The sequence below is a fragment of the Cecembia calidifontis genome, assembly GCF_004216715.1.
GTDB lineage: Bacteria > Bacteroidota > Bacteroidia > Cytophagales > Cyclobacteriaceae > Cecembia_A > Cecembia_A calidifontis.
On the sequence record NZ_SGXG01000001.1, the window covers coordinates 4884005 to 4897084 of the forward strand.

Sequence of the window (13080 nt, forward strand, 5' to 3'; positions counted from 1 at the left end):
ACCTTTAAGAAATCAGTCTTCCAAAAACAACAAAAAATCCCGCATTCGGAAATGCGGGACAGCTCATTTTTTTCATCTTGATTTTTGGTTCTAAAGTTTGAGTCTAATTTCTCTGCCTAATGGCTTCATAAATCACAACTCCAGCCGATACAGATACATTGAGACTTTCAATGTTTCCCGCCATTGGGATTTTCACCTTGGCGTCAGATTGCCCCATCAATTCATCCGAAATACCGTCTTCCTCAGAACCCAAAATCAGGGCTGTCGGGATCGTAAAATCTGCGTCATAAATCAATTGTTCCGTTTTTTCGGTTACTGCCACCACCTGCAAGCCCATTTTCTTCAGGTCTTTTACAGTATAATAGAGATTCTTCACCCTAACGATGGGGAGATGGTTCAAAGCCCCTGCGGAAGTTTTGACTGCATCGGAATTAATTTGGGCACTCCCTTTTTCAGGGATGACAATGGCATGTACGCCAGCACATTCTGCCGTGCGGGCAATGGCCCCAAAATTCCTAACATCGGTGATTCTGTCCAAGACCAAAATCAAAGGAGAAACTCCTTTTGAGAAGCATTCTTCTATGACATTGTCCAAGGAAGCATATTGGATGGCGGACATATGTGCAATGACCCCCTGATGGTTTTTCCTGGTAATCCGGTTGAGTTTCGCTTCAGGAACCCGTACAACCGGAATCCTTTCTTCTTTGGCCAGAGACAAGAGTTGCTTGACCAAATCATTATTGACATCCTTGTCAATGAGGATTTTATCTATTTCTTTTTGGGCATGGATAGCCTCCATGACTGCCCTGGTACCAAAAATAAAATCTTTGTCGTGCTCTCCTTTATTGATCAGAAAACCATCTGTCCGTTTCTCCATGATGTAATGCTTTTGAACCATTCAGGCTGAAGGGCCCTTGAACGGTTAAGTATGTAATAGTTTGGTGTGAGGATATTTTTTACCCGTGCAAAGGTAAAGGTAATTTTTGAATTGGAATCAGCACTGAAATAAGACCAAACTTCCCCATTCGGTCTGAAAAAAACTTCATTGGGAGGTCCCATCACGGTATACACCATCCCCCTGTCTGTCTTCCAACCTTCTTTGAAATCTGTAAACAGAATATTGGCAAACTCTATCTGCTTAAAATATTCCCTGATGACTTTTTTTGCAGTCTCTTCATCTTTGAGCATATTAATCCAATACTGGTCGAGCGCCAGTTTCTTATCATTTGCTTCTTTTAGCATTTCATGCTCCCTCCTTGTGGAAATGTATACTACCATCTCCACCATCTCCTCATAAGTTTTGACTTTAGGGAAAGCCTCATGGACAGTTTTCACCAACATGCCGCTAGTGGAGTTGGTATCTGACTGAATGAAATAATAACCTTCTTTGTCAAAAGATTTGGGAGTATTGAGGAAAAATTCACCCTCATAATTGACTGTTACCTCCTTGGGCACATTCGCAGGTCTGATTTCCATAGGAGGAAGTGGTGCATCAAAGAGTGTTGGGTAATGAAATGCATGCAGGTTGACCCCGCTTCTTCCTTTGAATTCCAAAGCTTCATTTTTCAATACAAAAGTCTGATCAAAGGGCACCCTATCCGCATAATAGGCCCAAAAATTAGGATGACCAAAAACAAAAGCGCTAATAAGGTCAACATGGTAATAATAAACATCCCCTTGTCTGGTATCAGTGGCCTGCAGAAACGCAATGGCAACCTCTTGGTCTTCAGGAATTTCTACCCTTTTTTCGAAAAAATAATGGAAATCAGTGTCTGCTATTAGGTCTTCTTTGGACAAGGTAATTAAATTTTGAGGTCCAATGGGATCCTGAAAACCGGAAAGCAACGCATAAGCAAACTCGTAAGTATCAAAATCGATATTCTCTTCAATCTTCTCGATGGGCATTTGTAGGACAAAAGTCCTGTCATTTTCCCGGACAGGAATGATTTTTAAGGCCAAGCGGGAGTATCGCGAATACCTCAATGCCTGATTGATACTCTCCAAAGTCTGTTGCTGGGCCATCATGTAAATTGGGAAAGCAAATAATGTGAAGACAACAAAGGCTAAACTGAGGGCCGCTGTATGGATTCTCTTTTTGGTCATCTGTTTTTAAAAATTAAACGTAATTTTGCCCAAATTAATGAAATTTTAAATGGCTACCTACACTACTGAGATTGCATCTGATAAGTTGGTCAGTGATAACCCTATCCATCAACGTCTGCTAAAAGCATATATTGCAGCAAAACCCTTGGTCAGCGGTAAGCTTTTGGAGGTGGGATGTGGAGAAGGGAGAGGCGTGGAAGTTTTGATGGAAAATGTGGATTCCTATCTCGGTATAGACAAGATTCAGGAGGTAATTGATGTTTTGTCAGGAAAATACCCCCAAGCAAAATTTCAACAAGCCATTATTCCTCCTTTCTCGGACCTTGATGACAACAGTTTTGATACAGTGGTCAGTTTTCAGGTAATTGAACATATCAAAAATGACCGGCTGTTTTTAGAAGAAATAAAAAGGGTCCTCAAACCTGGTGGAAAGGCCATTATCTCTACGCCCAATATCCAACATACTTTATCCAGAAATCCATGGCATATCAGGGAATATACGGCAAAGCAATTGAAGGATTTGTGTGAAAGCATTTTTGACAATGTTCAGGCTATGGGCATTGGAGGCAATGAAAAGGTATGGACTTACCATGAAGCCAACAGGAAATCGGTCAACAAGATCATGCGATTTGATATTTTTAACTTACAGTACAAGCTACCTGCTGCTGTTTTGCGCTGGCCTTATGAGATTTTGAACAGGTTTAACCGCAAAAAACTCCACAAGCAACAGGGCAATGCTGTCACAGACCTCTCCCATGAAGATTATATTCTGGAAGATAATCCTGAAAAGGGTCTGGATTTATTTTTTGTGCTGAGGAAGGGATAGGAAAAAGGAAAAAGGTCAAAGGTCCCGCTTCTCGAAATTTGCAATTTCGAGAGGGGGAAAATGGATTTCAAATCCATGGCATCGCTCTTCGGAATTGCAAATCCCGAAGAGCTTGATGGTCAATTTCCGAAATCCAGCTTCCGAAATTCTTCCCTCTTGTTTCTAGTCCCTCGCTTCTCTCCTCTTGGTACTTGGTATAACCGCCCCCTACCTTCTATCCAAAAGCGATCCACCGGAAATTGGCCCCATCACCCTTTCAAAGTCCTTTTTGATCTGCGAAGAGAGTTCAGTGTAACCCCGCTCTTCAAGAAGCGGGATAAAGAACTTGAGCATTTCTATGGAAATCATGGCTTCCCGGTCAAAAACCCGATCTTCTCTGGTATAAAAATCCAGCATCTGCACAGATTTATGCGAGAGTTTTTCGACGATGTCCAACGCCATATCGTCCTCTCCCACCTCAAAGAAAAGCGGTACCATTTGCCCGCTTGCCAGGTCATAAGGCACTGCCTCATGAGGCATCACCTGGATGCTGTATTTGAGAATCTCAGCTGCCCTATCCATATCATCTTCGTCCAAAAGGGCGATGGCAATGGAATTGATGGCGGAGCGGTGATTGGAAGTAAACCTCCTGAACTCATCATCAAAATAATTGTCAGGATTGTCCATTCCCCTGAAAGCAAATTTTTCCATTACGTTTTGGTAGGCAATATCTGTGTTGACCAGCTCATTTCTCATTCCTTGAGGTTTTCTTACCGGTAATAACCTATAAGTAAGCCCTTCCATCACTACATAATCCTCGATATCCAAAGTAATGGTGGCCAAAGAAGTATTGTTGAAATAGATGGGCCTTTCCCAGTTGTTGGTGGCGATGAGGTCAATGAGCATCATATTACCTTTGGTAAGGTAGTTACCTTTAATTCTCAGGTTCATTTGGTCCACCATAAGGTCTTCCATGCCTTCTGGTATCAGTCCTTGATTGTAGACTTTTTCAATATCTACATCAAGAATAAGGTTTCTGGAAGGCACCATATTGAAGGTAGATCTTCCACCTGAGGTCAATTTTAAAAGATCGCTTTCATTTTTCAACAAACGCAGATACTCTGTGGCTGAAATAGCTTCCAGGTTTTGCCTGTCCATCACATAAAGTACGTCATTGGTTCCTTTCCTGTAATTCCGATATTCCAAAGAAAAAGGAAGAGGCGCTGATTCATTGACAGGCCTTGTCATTTGTTCAACGTACCAATCTGTATCAAAATAACTCAATACCACCACCCTCACATCTGTTCTAAAGCCTTCCACCTCCTGCACATACCAAAGCGGGAAGGTATCATTATCCCCTCCTGTAAACAAAATAGCATTGGGTGCACAGGAAGCCAAGAAATTCCTTGCTGAATCTACTGAGAAATACCTGCCCTGACGGTTATGGTCATCCCAGTTTTGTCCCGCCATCAACACAGGGATGGGAAAGGTAACCAAAGTGGCAATTATTCCTGCCACAGCCATATTTTTGTTGAGCTTGGCTATCCAATGGGTCAGGGCAAGTACCCCCAACCCTATCCAAATGGCAAATGCATAAAATGATCCCACATAGATATAATCCCGCTCTCTGGGTTCTACCGGTGGAGAATTGAGATACAGTACCAGTACTACCCCCATCATCAGGAATAGCATGGCATTCACATAAAATGAACGGGGATCCACTTTAGCCTGAAACAGTAAACCAATGATTCCCAAAATCAACGGAAGCATCAGATAATTGTTATGGGCTTTGTTTTCCTTGATGTAATCAGGAAATTTATCTGAGAAAAAATCCGTGATACCCAACCAAGGCGCATCCGAAAAGTCACTTTCACGTCCGGAAAAATTCCACATGAAATAACGCCAGTACATATGCCCCAATTGATGGGAGAACATAAAATACAGGTTGTCTCCAAAAGTGGGCTTTTGTCCTTCCCTAAGACCCAGCTTAGAACGGTAGATCTGTTTATGCCTTTCTTGGGTAGAATATATCCTTGGCAGAATCGTAGTCCTCTCAGGATCATATACATTCACAGTAGAATAGTCAACTATCTCATATTTATCCTTGCCTTTCAGATAAATAGGAGCCCCTTCCTTTTGATCTTTCAGCTCCGCATCAAAATACTGACCGTGCAATAGCGGTCTATAACCATATTGCTCCCTTTTGAGATAGGAAATGTAGCTAATGATATCTTTTGGAGCATTTTCATTGATGACAGGATTTTGATTGGCACGGATAATAATCAGAGCATAAGAAGCATATCCGATCAAAATAAAGGTCAGGGAAAGCAGAATGGTATTCAGACCTGCTCTTTGGTGTTTGATGGAATAAAGGATCCCATAGATTAATGCCCCTAAAAACAAAGCTGAAAAAACCACAATCCCACTACCAAAAGGCAATCCAATGCTGTTCACAAAGAAGATTTCAATGGAACCTGCCATACTTGGCAGACCGGGAATAATAAAACTGTTGATGACGACAAGGACCAGGCCACCGAGACCTATTGCAATGATTCCTCCCTTTAAATTAGGTTGAGGATATTTTTTAAAATAGTATATCAATGCCAATGCCGGCAGAGTCACCAAGTTAAGCAAGTGAACCCCGATAGAAAGTCCTACCAAATAGGCAATAAACAACATCCACCTGTTTTCTTCTTTGGGGTCTTCAATAGTATCCCATTTTAAAAATGCCCAAATTACAATGGCTGTGAAGAAGGAAGACATGGCGTAAACTTCAGCCTCCACGGCAGAAAACCAAAAGCTATCTGTAAAAGTATACGCCAAAGAACCGATAAGGCCGGCCCCCATTAATGAAATCGTCTGTCCTTTGCTCTCTTCACCTTTCTTTATCTGGAATAGCTTTCTTCCGAAGAGGGTGATGGACCAGAACAAAAACAGAATGGTCAATCCCGAAAAAACGGCACTGGCTATATTCATCCAATAGGCTACCTGTAAAACATCGCCAAAAGCAAAAAAAGCGAACATTCTGTATATCAAAAGGAAAAACGGCGCTCCCGGAGGATGCGGCACCTGAAGTTTGTAAGCAACCGCAATAAACTCCCCGGGATCCCAAAAGCTGGCAGTTTGTTCAACTGTAAAGACATAGACCAGCGTGGAAACTACAAATACCAACCATCCGGTGAGATTATTGACCTTTTTATAATCAAGCATTGTTCAGTTAAATAGTTGTGATGGGCGAAAATAATCAATTAATCTTTACGGAAAGCCAAATTAACAGCATTTAAGGATTTGTGATAAAAATTACTGTACAAGAGCAGGTCGGGAATGTAATTTTGTACTGTTCAAAATAACGCTAACAATCATGAGCACACAACCAAAAACATTCAGTGAATTGATTTCAGGAGAGCAACCTGTATTGGTGGACTTTTTTGCCACTTGGTGTGGCCCCTGTCAGATGATGCAGCCTATCCTGGAAGATACAGCACGTCAGTTGGGTGAAAAAATTAAAATCGTCAAAGTAGACGTGGATAAAAACCCCTTGGCTGCCAGCAAATTTCAAGTTCGCGGTGTGCCTACCCTTATCCTTTTCCATAAAGGACAAGTCATTTGGAGACAATCAGGAGTGGTTCCTGCACACCAATTGGTGAAAGTCATAGAAAGCCTACTATCTGAGAAAGTATAGTTCAAATTGTGACAAAAGTCATTTTATTGGAGAAGTGAACTCAATAAATTTACATTATCAATAACCTGAAAAACAGCATTATAATATGAAAATCGAACAAATTTATACCGGATGTTTGGCTCAAGGAGCCTATTACATCGAATCAGAAGGAGAAGCTGCAATCATTGATCCATTGAGAGAAGTTCAGCCATACATCGAAAAAGCTAAAAAAGATGGAGCAAAAATCAAGTATGTGTTTGAAACCCACTTTCATGCAGACTTTGTGTCAGGTCACAAAGATCTGTCTGAAAAAACAGGGGCTCCTATCGTATTCGGTCCTACCGGTATGAAAATGGGATTTGATGCAATCATTGCAGAAGATGGTCAAATATTTGAAATCGGAAAAGTTAAAATTAAAGTTATTCATACACCAGGTCATACCATGGAAAGCTCCTGCTTCCTATTGATCAATGAAGAAGGAAAAGAAGAAGCTTTATTTACAGGAGACACCTTATTTATTGGCGACGTAGGCCGTCCTGACCTGGCTCAAAAAGTTGTCAAAGACTTGACCCAGGAAAAATTGGCTGGTTACCTATATGATTCTTTAAGGAATAAAATTATGCCTTTGCCTGATGATATTATTGTGTATCCGGCACACGGGGCTGGCAGTGCTTGCGGTAAAAACATGAGCAAAGAAACCACTGATACCTTGGGGAATCAGAAAAAGACCAATTATGCCCTTCAGGACATGACGAAGGAGCAGTTTATCAAAGAGGTATTGACAGGGTTGACACCACCTCCGGCCTATTTCCCTCAAAACGTATTGATGAATATTCAAGGCTATGATTCCATTGATGAGGTTTTGAACAGAGGCTTCAATCCTTTGAGCCCAGCTGCTTTTGAAGCTGCTGCCAATGAAACTGGAGCCGTTGTACTAGATACCCGTGATGCACAGGTTTTTGCAAAAGGGTTTATTCCTAACTCTATTAATATCGGAATTGATGGAAGCTTTGCCGTATGGGTAGGTACTTTGATTCCGGATGTTAAACAAGAGATCCTTGTAGTAGCTGAAGAAGGAAGAGAAGAAGAAGTTATCACCAGATTGGCAAGGGTTGGTTATGACCATTGTATCGGATACCTGAAAGGCGGTTTTGAAGCTTGGAAAGCAGACGGCAGAGAAGTTGACACCATCACCTCTATTTCAGCAGAAGAATTGGCTCATATTATAGAAAAAGAAGGCCAAGTCAATATCCTTGATGTAAGAAAAGCAAGTGAGCATTACAGTGAACACGTAATTGGTTCAATCAATGCGCCTTTGGATTATATCAATGACAGTATGACCAAGATAGACAAAAATAAAACCTACTATGTGCATTGTGCCGGAGGATATAGGTCTATGGCATTCAACTCTATCCTAAGAGCGCGAGGTTATGACAACTTGATAGATATCAAGGGAGGTTTCACCGCGATAAAAGACTCAGGTCTTTTCAAAGTGAGTGATTATGTCTGCCCAACAACTTTACTTTAATTGAATAAAAAGTCGCAAATTACCCTAAATTGAACGATGGCAAGACATGTTGTCTTGCCATTTTTCATGTAAGGAATAGATAGGTGATAAATGTCACTTATTCCTTGGGAAAGAATGGTGAATTTTGAATATGCTGCGCTTACTGATATTTGTCATCTTTTTTGCCTTTGGCTTGAATGCCTTTGCGCAAATGCAATTAGATGAAATGGATACCACTCAGGTGCAGGAAGAAAAAGAAAGCCTGGGGAAAATGCTTAAAAGCGGTGAAGTTGATTTCCATATCCGATCTTTCTTCATGTCCACCCTTAATAAAGGAGACCTATTGGATTATGCTACATTAGCTGCCGGTGCAGGCATTGGATATACCACTCCTGAGTGGAAAGGCTTTCAGGCGAGATTTAACGGTTTCTTTACATTTCAGGTATTTGAACATAATGTTCGGATTGCAGATCCGATAACTGGGGCCGGTAACAGGTATGAATTGCTGCTCTATGACATGAACGATCTGAGCAATACCAATAGGCTTGACCGCTTGGAGGAATTGTATCTAACTTATAGAAAAAATAGGTTCAAATTCACCTTTGGTAGGCAAAAGGTGAACACCCCCTTGCTCAATGAGCAGGATAACAGAATGAGACCCAACGTCTTTGGAGGCTTATCTGCTGTTTATTCAGGGATGAGCACTAAAGTTACTGCCATGTGGATCAATTCTGTGACAATACGTGGAACTGTAGATTGGTATTCGATAGAAGAGTCTATTGGCGTATATCCTTTTGGACGCAACCTTTACGGGGAACCTTCTGATTATAAAGGAAAAATTTCCTCCAAAGGAATTGCCATGACAGGAGTCCAGTATTACAAGAGCGGACTCACCTTGCAGGGCTGGAATTATTTTGCAGAAAATGTATTCAATATGACTTTTCTGCAATCCGATTATGTTATTAACTTGGGAAAAACCAGGATCCATACAGGAATACAAGGTTTCCATCAATTGCCTGTAAATGATGGAGGCAATCCCGATAATCAGAGGACTTACATTCACCCTGATGAAAAAGCATCTGGTTTGGGGGCTAAACTGGGTGTGTTTTCTGGCAGACATAACGTCTCTTTCAATTTCCTTGGCATTAATGACAAGGGAAGATTCCTTTTCCCTAGGGAATGGGGGAGGGAAATACTTTATGCCAGCTTGTCCAGAGAAAGGTATGAAGGGGCAGGAGACATGAATGCATTGGTTTTAAAATATGACTTGAGCACTCCGGTAAAAGGACTATTTGCCCAATTCGGAGCGGGGAAAGTCAACCTTTCAGGAGTAAACGACTACAGGACCAATAAATACGGACTTCCATCCTATTATCATTTCTCGGGTTTATTGGATTACCGGTTCAAAGACTACTTTGAGGGAATCAATTTAAGCCTATTGGTTGTTAACAAAGCCCCTCAAAACAGGGAAATGATGACAGATAGACTAAGAATCAACCGGGTAGAGATGTGGAACATCAACCTGGTAATGGATTACAGATTTTAGTAAAAAATGAAAAACCAATAAAATAAATAAAACAAAGCAAAATGGAACAATTTATCGAATGGATCTCACAACCATGGCCTTGGTGGGTAGCAGGACCTATCATCGGCCTAACAGTACCTGCCTTATTGATTTTAGGAAATAAAACCTTTGGTATTTCCTCTTCATTAAGACACATCTGTGCTGCCTGTGTGCCTGCAGGTATTCCTTTCTTCACCTACAATTGGAGAAAAGAAATGTGGAACTTGGTATTTGTGTTAGGGGTCTTGATCGGAGGCTTTTTAGCTACTACCTTCCTGGCCAACCCGGACACCATTGTGGTGGCAGAAGCTACCCAGCATGATCTGGCAGCATTGGGCATTACAGATTATTCAAGCCTTATGCCTGCAGAAATCTTCACTTGGGAAAACCTCTTTACCGGAAAAGGCCTTCTGTTTTTCATTATCGGTGGTTTCTTGGTAGGGTTTGGCACAAGGTACGCAGGAGGATGTACATCAGGTCACGCCATTATGGGCATAAGTTCCCTTCAGTGGCCTTCAGTAGTGGCAACCATTTTCTTCATGGTTGGAGGTTTCTTAATGACCCATGTTTTCTTGGGTCCGCTGATGTCACTGGTTGGATTCTAAAATTAATGAGAAATGAAAGTAGCAGATAAAAATAAAAATGTAGCTCCGGTAGAATGCGAAGCGCCAAATCTACAGGATAAAAAGAGTGAAAATCTATTGAAATACCTGGTCATTGGTATTGTTTTCGGAATCGTGTTTGTCAAAGCAGAAATCATATCTTGGTTCAGGATTCAGGAAATGTTCAGGTTACAGTCCTTCTTTATGTATGGAGTAATCGGTTCTGCTGTAATGGTGGGTATAATTTCCGTACAACTGATCAAAAGATTTAACATCAAATCTATTTCAGGTGAAACAATCATTATTCCTAAAAAGGAATTCCGTAAAGGCCAGATTATTGGAGGATTGATTTTTGGTTTGGGCTGGGCCCTAACGGGTGCATGCCCAGGACCTTTGTTTGCCCAGATCGGAAGCGGTTTTACGGTAGTAACTGTGACCCTGTTATCAGCCATCGTGGGCACTTGGGTGTATGGTAAATTTGCTGACAAACTTCCAAATTAAAAATCAATCAGTAAACTAAAAATTCAAGAGGCTGTCCACTTACTGAGACAGCCTCTTTTTATTTGGGAAGATACCGGAATCAAATCTCCAGTCGCCAAATCAAAGCGGATTTAATTGACTGATGATAAAGTCTCTTTTTTTAATTTCCGAAAACTCTTTTGATCACCGCTCTGATCATGAGGATAGCGACTAACACTACAGATCCGGCAATAACAAATTCCATGATTTTTATTTTTAATAACACAATTTTTCAAAATTTGTTCATATGAATTGCAAGCCTCCTGTTCAGATTTTTATTTTCCTAATTTGTTGAAATGGAGTTAGCTTTGCAGGACCAACCTAAACCTATACCTATTGATGACATTACTCCAAAAAAGGAGGATAGCCCTTGGCAGTCTGTTTTTCATAGCAGGTCTTTGTTTTGCATCATGGGCTTCCAGAATTCCGGACATTCAAGTAAAATTCAACTTATCAGAAGCGCAGTTAGGGACTTTATTATTAGGATTGCCGATAGGTTCATTAGTGGCTTTACCTTTGGCAGGATGGGCAGTTCACCGATTTGGGAGCAGAAATGTCATTTTGGCCAGCAGTGCAGGATATATGACTTTTTTACCCCTGATTGGTTTTAGTGATTCCATATTCATGCTTATTCCCGTAATTATGGTGTTCGGCATGATCGGAAATATGATGAACATTTCCCTTAACACCCAAGCACTTGCATTGGAGGATAGCTATGGAAGGAGTATCCTGGCATCTTTTCATGGACTTTGGAGCTTGGCAGGCTTTACAGGGGCAGGAATAGGTGCGGGAATGATCTACTTTGATATTTTACCCAAGTTCCATTATTTGGTCATAGCATTTATCGTGGCCAGCACGGTCTTTTTGGCCAAATCCTTTTTGATCAATGAGTCCAGAGCAGGAGGAGGTGGTGGATTGGTTCTCAAAAAACCCGATGATTTACTATTACGCATAGGGCTTATAGCTTTCCTGGGTATGTTGGCAGAAGGCTGTATGTTTGATTGGAGTGGGGTGTACTTCAAAAAAGTGGTGGAAATAGAACCCGGGCTAGTTGCTTTAGGTTACGTCTCCTTTATGGGGGCTATGGCAAGCGGAAGGTTTGTCACTGACCGGATAATCAATAAAATAGGAAAGATAAAAATGCTCCGCTTCAGTGGAAGCTTGATTTTCTTGGGACTATCCCTGTCGGTATTGTTCCCCTTACCGGTTGCGGCGACCTTAGGCTTCTTGATGGTAGGCTTCGGGGTGGCAGCCATTATTCCCATTGCTTACAGCACAGCCGGTAGGTCCAAATTGTACTCTCCGGGCGTAGCACTTGCCATGGTCTCCACCATCTCATTCTTTGGCTTTCTTTTGGGGCCACCTTTGATAGGATACATTGCTGAATTGTTTAATCTGAAAGCTTCCTTTACACTTGTTGCTATAACCGGATTGGGAATTGCTATATTGTCATCTGTGCGACTTGAAGTTTTTACAAAAGAAGGGATACAATGAACCATAATAATCCGGACAGTTTTCAATTTGAAAAAGAATTCGAAGTACTTTCTTTTCAGATTGACCCATCGGGGAAGTTGCGCTGGTCTGCTTTGGCGGATCTGCTCCAAGAAGTAGCTTGGAAGCATGCGGATAGTAGGGACTTTGGCCAAAAACTATTCGACCAGGGCTTTATGTGGGTATTGTCCCGCTTTGATATTCAGGTCAACGAAATGCCATCTTGGGGGGACATCATCAAAATCGAAACTGCCGGTAGGGGAATCAATAAACTTTTTGCTTTAAGAGAATTTAGAGTAAGCAACAAAGAAAAAGTATTGGCAAAGGCTATGTCTGCATGGTTATTATTGGACATCGATAAAAAACGGCCACAAAGACCTGAAAAGGTCTTGCCCTCTGAACTATTTCAGCCCAACTTGGATGAAAAAATACTTCCTGAAAAAGTGCCTGCCCCGAATCATTCCATTGTTGCAAGAAATTTTCATGTCAACTACTCAGACCTGGACATGAATAACCATGTCAACAATGTGAGCTACATCCGCTGGATTGAAGATTTTTGTATGGAAAACAAATTCCCCTTCCGGAGCTTGATCATTAACTATCAATCAGAAGCCCTCTTGGGAGAAAATATTGAAATCAATTTTGAAAAGGATTTCAACAAATGTGTCATTTCCGGGATAAGCAATGGAAGAATGGTTTTTACTTCCTCTGTCTACAAAAAATCTTAATTTCCAGCTATTTTTTTGTAAATTTTACCTTTCGGATTATGTGATGAAAATCACAGCTTGAAACCCTTTAAATGGGCCATCTTTGTTATGTTTTAGAGTG

At 41.2% G+C, this 13080-nt stretch carries 11 protein-coding genes; 8 read left to right on the forward strand and 3 right to left on the reverse strand.

The features are described 5' to 3' along the window. Positions 1-103: 103 nt before the first annotated feature. Positions 104-877, reverse strand: a complete 774-nt coding sequence (rlmB, locus tag BC751_RS21100) for a 23S rRNA (guanosine(2251)-2'-O)-methyltransferase RlmB (protein WP_130277325.1) — start codon at positions 875-877, stop codon at positions 104-106. Beyond that, entirely contained in the window at positions 850-2103 is a 1254-nt protein-coding gene (locus BC751_RS21105; protein WP_130277326.1) for a GWxTD domain-containing protein, read from the reverse strand. Before BC751_RS21105 ends, rlmB begins: the two co-directional genes overlap by 28 nt. Before the next feature lie 49 nt (positions 2104-2152). On the opposite strand from BC751_RS21105, the gene BC751_RS21110 reads away from it, so the two are divergent. Continuing rightward, on the forward strand, positions 2153-2929 hold the full coding sequence (locus BC751_RS21110) for a class I SAM-dependent methyltransferase (protein WP_130277327.1): 777 nt from the start codon (positions 2153-2155) through the stop codon (positions 2927-2929). A 207-nt stretch (positions 2930-3136) separates the two neighbouring features. Here the strand turns inward: BC751_RS21110 and BC751_RS21115 are convergent, their stop codons facing one another. Next, positions 3137-6118: a glycosyltransferase family 117 protein gene (locus BC751_RS21115; protein ID WP_130277328.1), complete on the reverse strand. Its 2982-nt coding sequence runs from the start codon at positions 6116-6118 to the stop codon at positions 3137-3139. Between the two features lie 151 nt (positions 6119-6269). Between BC751_RS21115 and trxA the strand changes: the two genes are divergently transcribed. From trxA to BC751_RS21150, 7 genes are all read left to right on the forward strand, one after another. Beyond that, on the forward strand, positions 6270-6590 hold the full coding sequence (gene trxA / locus BC751_RS21120) for a thioredoxin (protein WP_130277329.1): 321 nt from the start codon (positions 6270-6272) through the stop codon (positions 6588-6590). Between the two features lie 85 nt (positions 6591-6675). Further along, positions 6676-8097 carry an MBL fold metallo-hydrolase gene (locus BC751_RS21125; protein ID WP_130277330.1) on the forward strand — a complete coding sequence of 474 codons (1422 nt, stop codon included), beginning with the start codon at positions 6676-6678 and terminating at the stop codon, positions 8095-8097. A 130-nt stretch (positions 8098-8227) separates the two neighbouring features. After that, positions 8228-9622, forward strand: a complete 1395-nt coding sequence (locus BC751_RS21130; protein ID WP_130277331.1) for an OprD family outer membrane porin — start codon at positions 8228-8230, stop codon at positions 9620-9622. 41 nt (positions 9623-9663) lie between these two features. Continuing rightward, positions 9664-10245 carry a YeeE/YedE family protein gene (locus BC751_RS21135; RefSeq protein WP_130277332.1) on the forward strand — a complete coding sequence of 194 codons (582 nt, stop codon included), beginning with the start codon at positions 9664-9666 and terminating at the stop codon, positions 10243-10245. A 12-nt stretch (positions 10246-10257) separates the two neighbouring features. Then, positions 10258-10743, forward strand: a complete 486-nt coding sequence (locus BC751_RS21140; protein WP_130277333.1) for a DUF6691 family protein — start codon at positions 10258-10260, stop codon at positions 10741-10743. Positions 10744-11100: 357 nt separating this feature from the next. After that, entirely contained in the window at positions 11101-12255 is a 1155-nt protein-coding gene (locus tag BC751_RS21145) for an MFS transporter (protein ID WP_130277334.1), read from the forward strand. Next, a complete protein-coding gene (locus BC751_RS21150; RefSeq protein WP_130277335.1) occupies positions 12252-12980 on the forward strand; it encodes an acyl-[acyl-carrier-protein] thioesterase in 729 nt (242 codons plus the stop codon). Before BC751_RS21145 ends, BC751_RS21150 begins: the two co-directional genes overlap by 4 nt. The last annotated feature ends 100 nt before the right edge of the window (positions 12981-13080 follow it).